Genomic DNA, 16568 nt, shown 5'->3' on the forward strand with positions numbered 1-16568 from the left:
ATCGGCGCCCGCAGCGGTGATTCATTGCGCGGGACCCGATCCGACCCTGGTCGTACGCCCCCACGGCTGCGGTCGCAGACGGCCAGGTGGCTCCCTCTAGGTGGGTGCGCCCGACGAGAAGCGTCTGAGCAGCGGGGAGAGCACCAGCACCGACTTGGTGCGCTCCACGAAGGGCTCGCCCGCGATGCGCTCCAGCACTCGCTCGAAGTGCCTCATGTCGGCGGCGAAGACCTGGACGATCGCGTCCGCGTCACCGGTGACGGTGGAGGCGGACGCGATCTCCGGGTAGCGCTTGAGACCGCGCTCGATGGACTCGGGCGAGGTGTTGCGGCTGCAGTAGATCTCGATGAAGCCCTCGGTCGCCCAGCCGAGTGCCTTGGGGTCCACCCGTACGGTGAAACCGGTGATGGCTCCTTCGGCGCGCAGCCGGTCGACCCGCCGCTTGACGGCGGGGGCGGAGAGGCCCACCTCGGAGCCGATGTCCGCGTAGGAGCGGCGGGCATCCTCGGCAAGGGCGTGGACGATGCGTTCGTCGAGATCGTTCAGTCGCACTGCGGGTGGATCACTTCTCTGCCGTGGCCAGTCGGGAGCGGCGCATGCCGTAAACGAAGTAGAACACGAGGCCGACGATCATCCAGCCCCCGAAGACCGCCCAGGTGACGCCCGGAAGGCTGAACATCATGTAGAGGCAGAACAGCAGGCCCAGGATCGGGGTCCCCGGGAACAGCGCCACGCGGAAGGTGCGCGGCATGTCGGGCCGGGTGTACCGGAGGATCACGACGGCCACATTGACCAGCGCGAACGCGAAGAGCGTGCCGATGCTGGTGGCATTGGCCAGCTCGCCGAGCGGGATGGTCGCGGCAAGCACACCGCAGAAGAGCGACACGATCAGCGTGTTGGCGCGCGGGGTCCCGGTGCGGGCGTCGACCTTGGCGAAGACCTTGGGGACCAGACCGTCGCGGGCCATGGCGAACAGGATGCGGGTCTGGCCGTAGAGGACGGCGAAGACGACGCTGGCGATGGCCACGACCGCACCGGCGGCGAGGACGACGCTCCAGAAGCTGTGACCGGTGACGTCCTTCATGATCTGCGCCAGGGCGGCCTCGGTGCCCTCGAAGTCCTGCCACGGCATGGCGCCGACGGCGACCACGGCGACGAGGCAGTACAGCACGGTGACGACGAGCAGCGACAGCATGATCGCCCGGGGCAGGTCCCGCTTGGGGTTCGTCGCCTCCTCACCGGCCGTGGAGGCGGCGTCGAAGCCGATGTACGAGAAGAACAGGGTGGCCGCGGCGGCGCTGATGCCGGTCACGCCGAGCGGGGCGAGCGGGGTGTAGTTGCCGGCCTTGATGCCCATGAAGCCGATCGCGCAGAAGATCACCAGGGTGACGATCTTGACGACCACCATGATCGTGTTGACCCGGGCGCTCTCCTTGGCGCCGCGCATCAGGAACACCATGGCGAGCAGGATGACGACCAGGGCCGGGAGGTTGATGAAGCCGCCCTCGCCGAGCGGGGCGGACACCGACTCGGGGATGGTGATGCCGAGCGTGCCGTCGAGCAGCTCGTTGAGGTATTCGCCCCAGCCGACGGCCACGGCCGCGACCGAGACGCCGTACTCCAGGATCAGACACCAGCCGCAGATCCAGGCGACGAGCTCGCCCATGGTGGCGTAGGAGTACGAGTACGAGGAGCCGGAGACCGGGATGGAGCCGGCCAGCTCGGCGTAGGAGAGCGCCGAGAACAGCGCGGTGAGACCGGCGATGACGAACGAGATGGCAACGGCCGGGCCGGCCAGCGGCGTGGCCTCGCCGAGCACCACGAAGATTCCGGTGCCCAGGGTGGCTCCGATGCTGATCATGGTCAGCTGCCACATGGAGAGCGAGCGGCGGAGCGTGCCGCCCTCGCCCTGCCCGCCCTCGGCGACCAGCAGTTCGACGGGCTTGCGCCGCATCAGCCGACCGGCGAGCCGCAGGCTCGTGGTGGGCGATGGCGCGGTCGCGGGTGGGGCTTCGCCGTGGTCCAGCACTGCGGGGCTCCTTCATGGCTGCGGGTCGGCGCGACGGGTGACCGGCGGCGGCCCGCGGGCATGACGGATGTGCCCGCGCATGAGGGAGGGACCGCCGAGCAGACGGTCACCGCCACTCCTGGTACGGGGCATGAGCCTACGAGTCCGCAGCTCACGCCCGTAATGCAGGGTTGTTGCGCGTCGGCGGACATTCATTGCGCGATGACGGGTGTCACGGGGAAACATTGCGCCCGGGTGAACGACAGCGTCACAGCTCCCGCAGGCGGTCGACGATTTCACGCAGCAGGTCCGGGTCGTCGAGACCCTCGTGGGTGACCGGGGCGGAGATCCGTACCAGTCCGGCCTCGACGAGATCGGCCAGCAGGACGCGTACGACGGTGAGGGGCAGATCCGCGTCGGCGGCGACCTCGGCGACGGGGCGCGGCTCGCGGCGCACCAGTTCGAGCAGCGAGCTGCGGGCATGGTCGAGCCGTGGCTCGGGACCGTCCAGGTCCACGGCCGTGACCTGGGACATCAGGTCGAAACTGTGCTCGGCGGCGGGACGGGTCCGGCCGCCGGCCACGGTGTACGGCCGTACCAGAGGCCCGCTCTCGTCCTCGTACCAGTGGTCGCTCACGGGTTACGCGTCGGTGGCCTCGGCGGCCGAGCGCGTGGGGACGGCCATATGCCGGCCCACCCGCCTGACCAGCAGTGACATTTCGTGGGCCAGCTGTCCGACGTCGGTCTCGGGGTCGGAGAGCACGGCCAGCCTGCTGCCGTCCCCGGCGGGGGTGATGAAGAGGAAGGCGTGGTCGAGCATCACCATCGTCTGCCGTACGGGCCCGGCGTCGAAGCGGCTGCCTGCTTCCTTGGCGAGGCTGTGGAAGCCCGCGCAGACGGCGGAGAGATGTTCGATGTCCTTCCTGGCCATGCCCTTGGAGGCGCTGCTGACCAGACCGTCCGCGGTCAGCAGCACCGCCTGGAGGACGTGATCGGTCCTGGACAGCAGATCGTCGAGCAGCCAGCCGAGGCCGGCCTGACCGTCCGCGGGCTGATCAGCGGGTTGATCAGCGGGTTGATCAGCCGGGGCGTCTGTTGGTCCGTCAGGCATCGTCGTCCGTCCCTTCATCGGTCGTGCGGGTGCGCGGCGGGGAGCTCGGCGACGCGGGGCCGGCGGGGTCGCCCTCGCGGCCGCGGTCGAGTCCGCGCTGGAAGGCGCCGAAGATCGAGCGCATCTCTTCCGGGGACACCTCGCGGTCGGCGTCCTCGGCGGCTGCGGGCGGTGCGTCGCGCAGCGGGGCGGCGAGCGATGCCTGGCGTACCCGGGTGGGCAGCCCGAGTGCGGGCGCGCCCGGCTCGGCGGGCTGCTCGGCGGGCTCCTCCGGGGCGTGGTCGTGCGTCGGCTGCACGGCCACCAGTGTCCTCTGGGTGGGCACGGACCGGACCGGTGCGGGCAGCGGCTTGTCCACGGGTTCCTGGCCGTTGGTCCGCGCGGGCGGCTCGACGGGCGCGAGGACCGAGTGGGGCAGCAGCACCACGGCCGTGATGCCGCCGTACGGCGACCGGGTGAGGGTGACTCCGATGCCGTGCCGCTCGGCGAGCCGGCCGACGATGTAGAGGCCGAGGCGCTCGTCCTGCGCCGGGTCGAAGTCGCGCGGCCGCGCCAGGGTCAGATGCGCCTGGGCGAGTTCCTCCGCGTCCATGCCGAGGCCGCGGTCGTCGATCTCCAGCACGAATCCGCTGCCGGCCTGTCCGGTCCGCAGGGTGACCTGGGTGTGCGGCGGAGAGAACACGGTGGCGTTCTCGACGAGTTCGGCGACGAGGTGCACCACGTCGGCCACCGCCTCCGCGCTGATGCCCACGGCGGGCATCGGCGGCACCACGACCCTGGTGTAGTCCTCGATCTCGCCGACCGCCGCGGCCACGATGTCGACCACAGGAACCGGCTTGCGCCACCGGCGTCCCGGCGTGGCGCCCGAGAGGATGATGAGGCCCTCGGCGTGGCGCCTCATCCGGGTGGTCAGGTGGTCGATCCGGAACAGGTCCTCGAGGGTGTCCGGATCGCTGGTACGGCGTTCCAGCGTGTCGACGAGCTTGGACTGGCGGTGCACAAGCGCCTGGTTGCGGCGGGCGATGTTGAGCAGTACGGCGAAGACGCCCCGGCGCAGGGTCGCCTGTTTGACGGCGGCCTCCACGGCCGCCAGGCGGGCGGTGTTGAGGGCCTGGCCGACCTGGCCGATCTCGTCGAGACCCCTCTCCTCGTCGCCGAAGTCCAGCGGCGGGGCCGCTGCGGCCGCGTCGACCTCCTCGCCCGCGCCGAGCCGCTCCATCACATCGGGCAGCTGCTGGGTGGCGAGCACATCGGCGGCGTCGCGCAGCTCCTCCAGGCGGCGCGAGATGCGCCGGCCGCTGGTCACCGAGAACCAGATCGACAGGCCGACCGCGATCAGCCCGATCAGACCCACGACGGCGGCCTTGACCATCTCCCGGTAGGCGAACGCCCGGCCGCGGTCGGCGGTGTTGAGCGCCGATTCGGTGCACAGCAGCATGTACCGCTTGACCGCGCGGTCCGTCGTCGTCCGCCAGGAGTCGGCGGCCATGGCCTGCCCCGCACCGGAAGCGCCGGCCCGCAGGAGGGCGTCCTCGCCCGCCGTCAGCGCCCGGTACTCCTCGCCCCGCGCGAAGTCCGTGAACAGCTTCCGGGAGTCGGCCGGGAGGTCGGGGACGTACGTGCGGTGGAAGACCCGCCGGTCCTCGATGGTGGCGGTGAGCGCGTCGTACTGGCGGTCGGTGAGGGTGCCCGCGGCGCGCGCCCCGGCGACGAGTGCGTCCTCGCGGGACACGAACTCCCGTACGCGCACCAGCTCGACGACGACCTGGGCCTCCCGGGCGAGCTGACCGGCCTGCAGCGCGGTGAGCGTGGACTGCACGTCGAAGGTCGGCTCGACGAGGGTGGTGTACGCGTCGACGGCGCCGTCCCAGGAGATCGTCCGTGCCAGCACCCGCTCGCGCAGGGCCTCCAGGCCGTCGACGGCGTCGGCCATCGCATCGAGGGACTGCCGCTGGCGCAGGGAGAGGTCCGCACGCCGGTCCTGGTCGCCGATCGCGTCGCGCATGGCCCTGACGGCCCGGTCGGTGGAGCGCTGCTGGTCGGTCAGGGCGGCGACGGTGGCCAGGGTGTCCTCGCGCCCCGTGCCCAGATACTCGGCGCTGAGCCGGCGTTCGATCTGGATCTGTCCCACGGCGGTGTCGACCGGGGTGCCGAAGCCCTCGTACACACTCTGGACCCGGATCAGGGCTCGCAGGTCGCCGGTGACCGAGACCATGGCGAACGTCCACAGTGTCATCAGCGCGATGACCGGTATGACGGTAAGGGTCACGATCCGGCCGCGGATCGTGGGGCGGCGGAATCGCCGGCGCATGGTCTCCCCAGAGCACATAGTTCTACTGAACGGCGGTGGTTACCCTCCGGTAAGCGCAGTCAAGCTACGCGACTTGGCCTGCGCCACGCAATGTTTCTGCAGGTAACGGCAGAGGTGTCCGACGTCGTACACCATGGACACTTCGTCGTGCCTGTCGCATGGTGCCGCGCACCTCGACGGCAGTCCAGCTCAACGACGAGGGCCATGCCGCTCTGGCCGCCGCGGTCGCCGGAGCGCTGCATCCGGCGCTCTCGTCAATCCGGCCGTCCGGCGCGTAAAGTACGTGGGCTGACAGAAGAGCGACAACTGGGGTAAGCGAGCGGTGATGAACGCAGAACCGCATGTGGTGATCGAAGAATCGCCCTGCAGGGACATTGCGGGAGCCCGCCGCGCCACCGCGGAGTTTCTGCTGCAGCACTGCGACTGGGCGGACCTGGACGCGGTGCTGCTGGTCGTCTCCGAGCTCGTCACCAACGCCGTACGGCACACCGCCGGTTGGTGGCGGCTGCATCTGACGGCCGGACAGGACACGCTCGTGGTGGAGATGGACGACTCCAGCCCGCTGCCTCCCGTGCCGCGCGAGCCCGACTTCACCGGCGGCGGCGGCTTCGGCTGGCACATGGTGCTGCAGCTCGCCGGCCGGGTGGAGGTCTGCCCCCTTCCGGACGGCAAGCGGGTCCAGGCGACCTGGATCCGGCCGATGTCGCCGTCCTGCTGACCGCCGGCGGAACCCCCTCGGGCACACGGACACAGGCACAGGCACACGGCACCGGACACACGGAGGCGGCGTCCCGGTCGGTCGGGACGCCGCTTCTCCCGTGGGGGGAAATCGTGGATCGTGAGCCGAACGGGGCGGAGTGTCACTCCACCATGAGCAGCCCCTCACGCAGCCGCGAGGTGATGCGCGTCAGCAGCCGGGACACATGCATCTGCGAGACGCCCAGCTCCACGCCGATCTCCGACTGGGTCATCTCCTCGCCGAAGCGCATCCGCAGGATCCGCTTGTCGCGGTCGTCGAGTTCCTCGATGAGCGGCTTGAGCGCCTGGACGTTCTCCGCGGTCTCCAGATCGGCGTCGGGTGCGCCGAGCCGGTCGGACAGCGGCGCGGAGGGATGGTCGGACGCGTCGTCCATGGGCATGTCGATCGAGCCGGCCGTGTAGCCGTTGCTCGCGACCACACCCTCGATGATCTCTTCCTCCTCGAGTCCGAGGTGCCCGGCCAGTTCGGCGGTGCTCGGCGCGCGGTCCAGCTCCTGGGAGAGTTCGTCGGTGGCCTTCGCCAGATCGATCCGCAACTCCTGCAGCCGGCGCGGCACATGAACCGCCCAACTGGTGTCGCGGAAGAACCGCTTGATCTCACCGACGATGTACGGGACGGCGAAGGTCGCGAACTCCACCTCGCGGCTCAGCTCGAACCGGTCGATCGCCTTGATCAGGCCGACGGTGCCGACCTGGACGATGTCCTCCATCTGCTCGGCCCGGTTACGGAACCGGCCTGCCGCGTACCTGACGAGCGCCAGGTTGAGTTCGATGAGTGTGTTCCGTACGTACTGATGCTCTTGCGTCCCCTCCTCCAGCGAGGCGAGGCGTACGAAGAAGAGCTTCGAGATCTCACGTGCGTCCCGGGGCGCGACATCACCCGGCTTCGGCACGTCCGGAAGACCCAGCTCCGCGATGTTCGGGCGCTGTGTTCCAGGCTGTGTGAGTTCGGTCGTGACCGTGCTCGCCGTGGACACTTCGTCCTCCCCTGCTCTGTGGTCAGTGCAGGGCGGCGCCTACCCAGACTCTCTTTACCCATGCCTGGGCAGGCGAGTTGACGCCACATGCCGCGTCCGGCCGCCGCGGCGATCGCGGGGCCGGACGTGGTTGGCGTGAGGTGGCGGGCTGGGTTCTGCCCGGCCTGATCGACCGGAGGGGCCTAAGCCGTGTCAGACACGGCCTAACTCCAGCTGGCGTGCAGCGGCTTGCCCTCGGCGTAGCCGGCGGCGCTCTGGATGCCGACGATCGCCTTCTCGGCGAACTCCTCGAGCGAGCCGGCACCGGCGTAGGTGCAGGAGGAGCGGACGCCCGCGATGATCGAGTCGATCAGGTCCTCGACGCCCGGACGGGTCGGGTCGAGGAACATCCGAGAGGTGGAGATGCCCTCCTCGAACAGCGCCTTGCGGGCCCGGTCGTACGACGACTCCTCGCTCGTACGGTTACGGACGGCACGCGCCGAGGCCATGCCGAAGGACTCCTTGTACAGCCGGCCGTCGGCGGCCTGCTGAAGGTCGCCCGGGGACTCGTACGTACCGGCGAACCAGGAGCCGATCATGACGTTGGACGCGCCCGCGGCGAGCGCCATGGCGACATCGCGCGGGTGGCGGACACCGCCGTCCGCCCAGACGTGCTTGCCGAACTTCTTCGCCTCGGCGGCGCACTCCAGCACGGCGGAGAACTGCGGCCGGCCCACGCCGGTCATCATGCGGGTGGTGCACATGGCGCCGGGGCCGACACCGACCTTGATGATGTCCGCGCCGGCCTCGACGAGGTCGCGCACACCCTCGGCGGCGACGATGTTGCCCGCGGCGATCGGCACATGCGGGTCGAGCCCGCGGACCGCCTTGATCGCGGTGATCATCGACTCCTGGTGGCCGTGCGCGGTGTCGACGACGAGGGTGTCGACGCCCGCGTCGAGGAGCTGCTTGGCCTTGCCCGCCACATCGCCGTTGATGCCGACGGCGGCGGCGATGCGCAGCCTGCCCTCGGAGTCGACGGCCGGGGAGTAGAGGGTCGCTCGCAGGGCGCCCTTGCGGGTGAGGACACCCACGAGCCTGCCCTCGGAGTCGACCGCGGGGGCGTACCGCCGATTGGCATGGTCGAGCTTGTTGAACGCTTCGCGCGGGTCGATGTCCGCATCGAGCAGCAGCAGGTCCCTGGACATGACCTCGGACAGCTGGGTGAAGCGGTCGACTCCGGTCAGGTCGGCGTCGGTGACAACACCGATCGGCCGCTGGTCGGCGTCGACGACGACGCCGGCACCGTGCGCCCGCTTCGGCAGCAGGGACAGCGCGTCTGCGACGGTCTGGCCGGGGGCGAGCACGATCGGGGTGTCGAGCACATGGTGGCGCGTCTTGACCCAGGAGATGACATCGGTGACGACGTCGATGGGGATGTCCTGGGGGATGACGACGAGGCCGCCGCGGCGGGCGAGCGTCTCGGCCATCCGGCGGCCCGCGATGGCGGTCATGTTCGCGACGACGAGCGGGATGGTGGTGCCGGTGCCGTCGGGGGACGAGAGGTCCACGCCCTGGCGGGAACCGACGGCCGAGCGGCTCGGCACCATGAACACGTCGTCGTACGTCAGGTCGTACGGCGGCTTCAGATCATTGAGGAAACGCACGTGCAGAACATCCCAGTCGATCGGAGTTGGCCCCCGGGCATCTCAGCCGGGGAAATCGCACGTACTTCATTGTCCCATGCCGGAGTCAATGTGCTGCCCGGACGATTCCTCCAGGTCAGCACGGGTGGCCTGGTGCGATCGTCCATAGCTCCCGTGCGGCCGGAGAGCCTCGGCGCGATGCCCGTGGACCGCCAGGCCGTGTCTGACAAATCCCGCCTGGCGCGCGACGCCCGGCACGCACCCCGCCCTGCGGGCGGACGGCACTATTTGTCAGACACGGCCTAGTCGTCCGGGTCGGCCCGTTCCAGTGCCGGCCGCTGTCCCGGTGGGGCCGTCAGCAGGTGGTCCGCGGCCGCCGTGTCCGTCACCAGGCTGGTCACCAGACCCGAGCGCAGTACGGCCCCGATCGCCTCGGCCTTGCGCTGTCCGCCCGCGATCGCCACCACCTCGGGGATACGGCGCAGCCGGTCGGCCTCGACCGTGATGCAGCGTTCGCCCAGGTCACGGCCTACCCGCCGGCCGTCCGCGTCGAAGAGGTGCGCGGACATCTCGGCGGCGACGCCGAGCGAGGCGTAGTGCGCGCGCTCCTCGTCGGTGAGCATGTCGTGCACCGTCGAGATGCCCGGCTCCCAGGAACCGATCGAGACCGCCGCGACGGTCACCTTGTCGAAGTACTCGAAGGCTCGGGCGATCCCCGTCTGGTTGCGCAGCGCCGCGGCGGTGGCCGGGTCGGGCAGCAGCATGGGGGCGTAGATGGGGTGGGCCTCACCGCCGGAGACCTGGGCGGCGCGCCGTACCGCCTCGACGGAACCGCGTTCGGCGGTCCCCGCGTCGTACACGCCCGTGAGCTGGACGACCGTGCACGGTGGCAGCCGGTCGAGCGCGGCCGCCATGTGGATCGTGGACCGGCCCCAGGCCAGGCCCAGCACATCGCCCTCGTTCACCAGCTCGCCGAGCAGATCGGCGGCCACCTCGCCGAGGTTCTCCGGGTCGGGCGACTCCTCCTCGCCCTCCGACGGGGATTCGACGACGACCGCGTGCCGCAGGCCGAAGCGGGCGCGCAGCGCGTCGGAGCGCTCCGCGTCCAGCTCCGCGGGTACGCGGATCTCGATCCGTACGAGATCACGCTCGAGAGCCGTCTCCAGAACCCTCGCGACCTTGAAGCGGCTGACGCCGAACTCCTCCGCGATCTGGATCTTGGATTTGCCCTCGAGATAGAAGCGGCGGGCCATGGCCGCCGCCTGCACCAGCTCCGCGGGTCCCATCCGCAGGGCTGTGCGACCCGACGACCTTGCAGACACCGCGATCTCCTCACTGCTGTACACACTCCGGATCCGTCATCCTGTCAGATCCGGCGGTTGTTGATCAGCCCTGATGGGCTGAGTTCACTTGCTTGTGGCTCAGTGGTCGCACGCCCATGCCGCCGAGGCGATCGTCTGCTGCGCCTTGCCGCGCAGTGCGCGCACGGCCTGCGCCGGATCCTGGGCGCCGTACACCGCGGAACCGGCGACGAACACATCCGCTCCGGCCTCGGCGCACCGCTCGATCGTCGCGTCCGAGACCCCGCCGTCGACCTGCAGCCACAGCTCGAGGCCGTGCTTGGAGATCAGCTCCCGAGTACGGCGGATCTTCGGCAGCATGATGTCCAGGAACGCCTGGCCGCCGAAGCCCGGCTCCACGGTCATGATCAGCAGCATGTCGAGCTCGGGGAGCAGGTCCTCGTACGGCTCGATGGGAGTGGCCGGCTTGAGCGCCATCGAGGCGCGGGCGCCCTTGGCCCTGATTTCGCGCGCCAGCCGTACGGGTGCGGCGGCGGCCTCGACGTGGAAGGTGACGGATCCGGCCCCCGCTTCGACGTACTGGGGGGCCCACCGATCGGGGTCCTCGATCATCAGATGGCAGTCCAGCGGGGTGTCCGTCGCCCGGCTGAGGGATTCCACGACGGGCACACCCAGGGTCAGGTTGGGCACGAAGTGGTTGTCCATGACATCGACATGGAGCCAGTCGGCGCCTTCGACGGCCTTGGCCTCCTCCGCCAGGCGCGAGAAGTCGGCGGAGAGGATACTGGGACTGATCTGAACGGCCATGGGCCAAGCCTGCCATGTTCCGGGTCTCTTCCCCTCCTCCAGTAGAGCTCTCGGTACGGACCAAGGGCTCCCCGGATCGGCACAGTCCGTGCAATCCTGGCGATTCGGCCCACGACGAGGGGCAATTGGGGGCGTCATGCCAGACGCGCACAGGGGACAGGTACGGCCTCAGAAAGGCGTCGCCCACCTGGTCTGCGGGCGGCGCAGCAAGTGGGTCGTCGTCGCCCTGTGGCTGGTCGTGATCTTTCTGGCCGCCCCCCTCGCCCAGAAACTCGCCGACGTCCAGGACAACGACGCCGCGTCCTGGCTGCCCGGCAGCGCCGAGTCCACGCAAGTCCTGGCGGAGTCGGAGGAGTTCAGGCCCGAGGTCATCCCGGCGGTCGTCGTGTACGCGCGCGAGAGCGGCCTCACCGCCGCCGACCAGGCGCGTATCGCCGACGATGTCGCGGCGATCAATGGGCTGCGGGACCACGGGCTGCGTGGCAACGAGGTCCGCGGCCCTGTCTACGACCGGCCCGACAATCCGCGGGCCGCCGAGGTCTTCGTACCGATCACGATGGACGAGAAGGGCTGGGAGCGGATCGCACCCGCCGTCGACTCCGTCCGCGACGAGACGGGCACGAGTCAATCCGGGCTCGCGGTGCACATCACCGGGCCCGGCGGCACCGCGGCCGACTTCTCCGAGGCCTTCGAGGGCATCGACTCCACACTCCTGTTCGCGGCACTCGCCGTCGTGATCGTGATGCTGCTGATCACTTTCCGCAGTCCAACCCTGCTGCTGGTCCCGGTGATCGCGGTGGTCGGCGCGCTCATCGCCGCACAGGCCGTGATCTATCTGCTGGCCAAGCACGCCGACCTGACGGTCAACGGGCAGAGCGCGGGCATCCTGACCGTCCTCGTCTTCGGCGCGGGGACGGACTATGCCCTGCTGCTGGTCGCCCGCTACCGCGAGGAGCTGCGCCGCCACGAGGACCGGCACGAGGCGATGGCGCTCGCGCTGCACCGCGCGGGCCCGGCGGTCCTGGCCAGTGGCGCCACGGTGGTCCTGGGCATGCTGGTGCTGCTGGCAGCGGAGATGAACTCCACCAGCGGGCTCGGCCCGGTCGCCGCCATCGGCGTCGCGGTCGCCCTGCTCGCGATGATCACGCTCTTCCCCGCCCTCCTGGTGATCTTCGGCCGGTGGATCTTCTGGCCCGCGATCCCGCACCTCGGCTCTCCGGAGCCCAACGAGCGCGGTTTCTGGGCCCGTACGGGACAGTCCATCGCCCGCCGTCCGCGGAAGACCTGGGTGGTCACGACGCTCGTTCTCGCCGCCTTCGCCTTCGGCCTCACGCAGCTGCGGGCCGCGGGTATCAGCAATGCCGACTCCTTCACCGGCAAGCCGGATTCGATCGCCGGGCAGCAGGTCCAGGGCAGGTACTTCCCGGCGGGCAGCGGTGATCCGCTGGTCATCATCACCAACACGCCACAGGCCAGACAGGTCGGCGAGACCGTCGCGGTGACCAGCGGCGTGGTGCCGCAGTCCATCGCCGTACCGCCGGGCACGGCGCCCGAGCACAACGGCCGGGTGCTGATCGAGGCGACCATGACGGACCGCGCCGACAGCGCGGCCGCCAAGGACACCGTCGAGCGGGTACGGGACGCGGTGCACGCGGTCCCGGACGCCGACGCGCGGGTGGGCGGGGGTACGGCCGCCCTGCTCGATATGGACGCCGCGACCACGCACGACAACTATCTGATCATTCCGCTGGTCCTGGCGGTGGTGCTGCTGGTGCTGATCGTGCTGCTGCGGTCTCTGATCGCGCCACTGCTGCTCATCGCGACGGTTGTGCTGTCCTTCGCCGCCGCGCTGGGCCTGAGCGCGCTCGCTTTCCGCTACATCTTCGACTACGCGGGCGAGTCGACGGACTTCCCACTCTTCGTCTTCGTGTTCCTGGTGGCACTGGGCATCGACTACAACATCTTCCTGTCCACCCGGATCCGGGAGGAGGCCGGCCGCCAGGGCACCAGGGCGGGCGTGCTGACCGGCCTGGCGGCCACCGGCGCGGTCATCACCTCGGCGGGCCTGGTCCTGGCGGGCACGTTCGCGGCGCTGGGCACGCTGCCGATGGTCGCTTTCGCGGAGATCGGCTTCGCGGTCGCGCTGGGCGTGCTGCTGGACACCCTCGTCGTCCGGTCCGTACTGGTCACGTCACTGTTCCTGGACGTGGGACCGAAGGTGTGGTGGCCGCACCGGATGTCCCGCGAGGAACCCGAGCCGCCGCAGCGGGAACCGGAACCTGTGGCGGGCGGCCCGGCGTCAGGCGGCCCGACCGCCGGCTGACCCGGCGATGGGCCGTCGTGGGCCCCCCGAGAAGGGCCCCTGCGTGCCGCGCCTCAGGCCGTACGCCGCAACAGCGCCAGGTACATCGCGTCCGTGCCGTGCAGATGCGGCCAGAGCTGGACGTCCGGTCCGTTCCCCAGCGCGGGCACGCCCGGCATCAGCGGCCTGGCGTCGACCCACTCCGCCTCGAACGGCTGCTGCCCGCCGCGGCCCTTCAGTACGTCCTCCACGACTACCCGCGTTTCGGCGAGATGCGGCGAGCACGTCGCGTATCCGACGACTCCCCCGACCCGCACGGCCTTCAACGCCTCGCGCAGCAGCCCGCGTTGGAGCGGGGCGAAGCCCTCGAGGTCCTCGGGGCGACGGCGCCAGCGGGCCTCGGGCCTGCGTCGCAGCGCGCCGAGGCCCGTGCAGGGGACATCGACGAGTACGCGGTCGAAGGAGCCCTCACGCCACGGCGGGCGCGTGCCGTCGGCGGCGATGACCTGGTACGGGCCGGGGTTGCCGGCCAGCGCCCGCTCGACCAGCCGGGCACGGTGCGGCTGCTTCTCGGAGGCCAGCAGCGACGCGCCACGCCCCGCGGCCAGCGCGGCGAGCATCGCCGCCTTGCCGCCGGGACCCGCGCATCCGTCGAGCCAGCGCTCGTCGGGCCCGTCCAGCGGCGCGTTGGCCAGGGCGATCGCGACGAGCTGGCTGCCCTCGTCCTGGACGCCGGCCCGCCCCTCCCGTACGGCCTCGATGGCGCCGGGCTCGCCGCCCTCGGCCAGCCGTACGGCATACGGCGACCAGCGCCCCGGCAGCCCGGAATCCTCGCCGAGCACATCGAACAGCTCGTCCGTCGTGGAGCGGCCGGGCCGGGCGACGAGGGTCACCTCGGGCCGCTCGTTGTCGGCCTCGAGCAGGTCCTCGATCCCGGCGCGACCGCCGCCCAGCGAGTCCCACAGCGCGGAGACGATCCAGCGGGGGTGCGAGTGGACGACGGCCAGATGGTCCTCGGCGTCCTCGTCGTACGGCGGTGCGACCTTCTCCAGCCAGGCGTCGAGATCGTTCTGCGCGATCTTCCGCAGTACGGCGTTGACGAACTTGGCGCGCCCGTCGCCGAGCACCACCCGGGCCAGGTCCACACTCGCCGACACCGCGGCATGCGTCGGGATCCGCGTTCCGAGCAACTGGTGCGCGCCGAGCGCGAGCACGTCGAGCACCGGCGGGTCGACCTCGCGCAGTGGCCGGTCGATGCACGTCGCGATGATCGCGTCGTACGTGCCCTGGCGGCGCAGCGTCCCGTACACCAGCTCGGTGGCGAGCGCCGCGTCGCGCCCGTCGAAGTCGTCCTTCTCGCGGGCCTTCTTGAGCAGCGGCGGCAGCACGAGATTCGCGTACGCGTCCCGCTCGTCGACGGCCCGCAGCGCCTCGAAAGCGAGGATGCGCACGGGATCCTTCTGGGGGCGCCGGTACGGCTTCGACTGCTTGGCGGGACGGCGACGAGGCTGGTCGTTCACGTGAAAGGTGCTCCGCTGATGGTGAGAGGGCCGAACCCTCTCAGCCTACGTCCGCGGCGCCGACCCGCTCGCCCGGGGCGATCCGCACCCCGCGCGCCCAGTCGGCGGCGCGCATCGGCTTCTTGCCCTGCGGCTGGACCCAGAGCAGCTCGACGGCGTACGACCCCGTACCGACGTACACATTGTTCTTTCCGCAGGCGAGTTCACCGGGTGCCAGGTCCGTACGGTCCGGCACCGGCGCAACCTGGATCAGCTTGAGCCGCTCCCCGCGGAAGACCGTCCACGCCCCGGGTGCGGGAGTGCAGCCTCGTACGAGCCGGTCGACACGCAGCGCCGGAGCCGTCCAGTCCACATGGGCGTCCTCGACGGTGATCTTCGGCGCGAGCGAGATGCCATCGGCCGGCTGCGGCACGGGCTTGAGGGTGCCGTCCTCGATGCCGTCCATGGTCGCGACCAGCAGCCCGGCACCGGCGAACGCGAGCCGGGTGAGGAGGTCGCCGCTGGTGTCGGTGGGCCGCACCAGCTCGGTGATCACCCCGTACACCGGGCCGGAGTCCAGCCCCTTCTCGATCAGGAACGTCGAGGCGCCGGTCATCTCGTCCCCGGCGATGATGGCCTGCTGGACGGGCGCGGCACCGCGCCAGGCGGGCAGCAGCGAGAAGTGCAGATTGACCCAGCCGCGGGCGGGCACGTCCAGGGCGACCTGGGGCAGCAGCGCGCCGTAGGCGACGACCGGGCAGCAGTCGGGCGCGATCTCACGCAGCCGCGCCAGAAAGTCCTCGTCCCGCGGCTTGACCGGCTTGAGCACCTCGATCCCTGCCTCTTCGGCACGCTGGGCCACCGGGCTGGCCACCAGATGCCGGCCGCGGCCGGCGGGAGCGTCCGGCCGGGTGACGACGGCGGCCACTTCGTGCCGGTCGGAGGCGATCAGTGCGTCCAGGGAGGGTACGGCGACCTCGGGGGTGCCTGCGAAGACGAGCTTCATCGGTGGCTGACTGCCTCTCAGGCTGGTACGTGCAGGTAGCTGGTGGTACGTGCGGTGACGAGCAGCGCACCAGTCTATGGGCCGTGACGGCAGGGGGCGTACGGAGGACCGCGCGCCCCGCGCATATGCGCATACGCCCCCGCAGCGTGACCACATCGCCCGGTAGAGCGTTGGTCAAGAGAGATTGACCGAAACGGGCCGCCCCGCTGCGGCCCGACCCCTTTTCAACGCCGGTTCGAGAGGCTCGTCAATGGCCGACCACGCAACCCATGACGCCCAAGCCCGGGCGAGCCTGCACCTCCTGGTGCGGGACATCGAGCGGGTCCGCCGGCAGGTGGACGCCCTGCGCACACTCACCGCCCAGTTGGGCAATGTCTACCGCCCGCGCCGCTCCGGCCCGTCCACGGGCTTCGTCGTCTACGGCAGGGCCCCGGCCCCGACCGTCCGTCTCGCGCAGGAGCTGCGGGACAGCGTCGAGACGCTGGTGACCGCCGCGGTGGACTTCGACCGCTCGCTGGGCTTCTCGTGGGACGCCGTGGGCTCGGCGCTCGGGGTCACCAAGCAGGCGGTCCACCGCCGTTACGGCGCCCGGCGGGCGGCGCAGCAGGCGGGTCCCGCCGAAGTGGAGCACGGCGCGGATGCCTCGACGGCCCGCACGCTGCCGATCGGCCAGGGGCTGCCTGCCGTCCCCGCCGCCCGTTCGATGCCGCCGCAGCCGATGGCCACCAGCCAGTCCCTCCGCGAGGAGGCCCGCCCGAGCGCCTTCCCCGGCCCACGCAACGGCTGACCTTCCGCCCGGCTGCCCCTGCCCCTGCCCTTGCCTGGCAGGGGCAGCCGTTTGTCGTACGTGGCCTGTACGGGG

At 70.8% G+C, this 16568-nt stretch carries 14 protein-coding genes; 3 read left to right on the forward strand and 11 right to left on the reverse strand.

Annotated features, from left to right (window positions below; all coding sequences use genetic code 11):
• Positions 1 to 96 precede the first annotated feature (96 nt).
• The 5 genes from SLUN_RS06590 to SLUN_RS06610 form a co-directional block, all read right to left on the reverse strand.
• On the reverse strand, positions 97 to 552 hold the full coding sequence (locus tag SLUN_RS06590; RefSeq protein ID WP_108147589.1) for an Lrp/AsnC family transcriptional regulator: 456 nt from the start codon (positions 550 to 552) through the stop codon (positions 97 to 99).
• Between the two features lie 10 nt (positions 553 to 562).
• Positions 563 to 2029 carry an amino acid permease gene (locus SLUN_RS06595; RefSeq protein ID WP_371413813.1) on the reverse strand — a complete coding sequence of 489 codons (1467 nt, stop codon included), beginning with the start codon at positions 2027 to 2029 and terminating at the stop codon, positions 563 to 565.
• A gap of 247 nt (positions 2030 to 2276) precedes the next feature.
• Complete coding sequence (locus SLUN_RS06600) at positions 2277 to 2645, reverse strand: DUF742 domain-containing protein (RefSeq protein ID WP_108147590.1); 369 nt, start codon at positions 2643 to 2645, stop codon at positions 2277 to 2279.
• Between the two features lie 3 nt (positions 2646 to 2648).
• Entirely contained in the window at positions 2649 to 3119 is a 471-nt protein-coding gene (locus SLUN_RS06605; RefSeq protein ID WP_108147591.1) for a roadblock/LC7 domain-containing protein, read from the reverse strand.
• Complete coding sequence (locus SLUN_RS06610) at positions 3112 to 5430, reverse strand: sensor histidine kinase (protein ID WP_108147592.1); 2319 nt, start codon at positions 5428 to 5430, stop codon at positions 3112 to 3114. Before SLUN_RS06610 ends, SLUN_RS06605 begins: the two co-directional genes overlap by 8 nt.
• A 325-nt stretch (positions 5431 to 5755) precedes the next feature.
• Between SLUN_RS06610 and SLUN_RS06615 the strand changes: the two genes are divergently transcribed.
• On the forward strand, positions 5756 to 6148 hold the full coding sequence (locus SLUN_RS06615; protein WP_108147593.1) for an ATP-binding protein: 393 nt from the start codon (positions 5756 to 5758) through the stop codon (positions 6146 to 6148).
• 142 nt (positions 6149 to 6290) lie between these two features.
• Here SLUN_RS06615 and SLUN_RS06620 read toward each other — a convergent pair whose 3' ends face one another.
• The 4 genes from SLUN_RS06620 to rpe all read right to left on the reverse strand — a co-directional run bounded on the left by SLUN_RS06620 (position 6291) and on the right by rpe (position 10899).
• Positions 6291 to 7166 (reverse strand): SigB/SigF/SigG family RNA polymerase sigma factor, encoded by an 876-nt coding sequence (locus tag SLUN_RS06620; protein WP_108147594.1) that lies wholly within the window; start codon positions 7164 to 7166, stop codon positions 6291 to 6293.
• Between the two features lie 203 nt (positions 7167 to 7369).
• A complete protein-coding gene (locus SLUN_RS06625) occupies positions 7370 to 8812 on the reverse strand; it encodes a GuaB1 family IMP dehydrogenase-related protein (protein WP_179955287.1) in 1443 nt (480 codons plus the stop codon).
• Positions 8813 to 9093: 281 nt separating this feature from the next.
• The gene (locus tag SLUN_RS06630; RefSeq protein ID WP_108147596.1) at positions 9094 to 10137 is read right to left on the reverse strand and encodes a sugar-binding transcriptional regulator; all 1044 of its coding nucleotides are present in this window, start codon (positions 10135 to 10137) and stop codon (positions 9094 to 9096) included.
• Between the two features lie 75 nt (positions 10138 to 10212).
• Complete coding sequence (gene rpe, locus SLUN_RS06635) at positions 10213 to 10899, reverse strand: ribulose-phosphate 3-epimerase (RefSeq protein WP_108147597.1); 687 nt, start codon at positions 10897 to 10899, stop codon at positions 10213 to 10215.
• A gap of 136 nt (positions 10900 to 11035) precedes the next feature.
• Between rpe and SLUN_RS06640 the strand changes: the two genes are divergently transcribed.
• Positions 11036 to 13222 (forward strand): MMPL family transporter, encoded by a 2187-nt coding sequence (locus SLUN_RS06640; RefSeq protein WP_108147598.1) that lies wholly within the window; start codon positions 11036 to 11038, stop codon positions 13220 to 13222.
• A gap of 53 nt (positions 13223 to 13275) precedes the next feature.
• Here the strand turns inward: SLUN_RS06640 and SLUN_RS06645 are convergent, their stop codons facing one another.
• On the reverse strand, positions 13276 to 14721 hold the full coding sequence (locus tag SLUN_RS06645; protein WP_108147599.1) for an RsmB/NOP family class I SAM-dependent RNA methyltransferase: 1446 nt from the start codon (positions 14719 to 14721) through the stop codon (positions 13276 to 13278).
• 40 nt (positions 14722 to 14761) lie between these two features.
• The gene (gene fmt / locus SLUN_RS06650; RefSeq protein WP_108147600.1) at positions 14762 to 15706 is read right to left on the reverse strand and encodes a methionyl-tRNA formyltransferase; all 945 of its coding nucleotides are present in this window, start codon (positions 15704 to 15706) and stop codon (positions 14762 to 14764) included.
• A gap of 250 nt (positions 15707 to 15956) precedes the next feature.
• Between fmt and SLUN_RS06655 the strand changes: the two genes are divergently transcribed.
• Complete coding sequence (locus SLUN_RS06655; protein WP_108147601.1) at positions 15957 to 16493, forward strand: hypothetical protein; 537 nt, start codon at positions 15957 to 15959, stop codon at positions 16491 to 16493.
• Positions 16494 to 16568: the final 75 nt, after the last annotated feature.

This window comes from Streptomyces lunaelactis (assembly GCF_003054555.1).
In the GTDB taxonomy this organism is placed as follows: Bacteria; Actinomycetota; Actinomycetes; order Streptomycetales; family Streptomycetaceae; genus Streptomyces; species Streptomyces lunaelactis.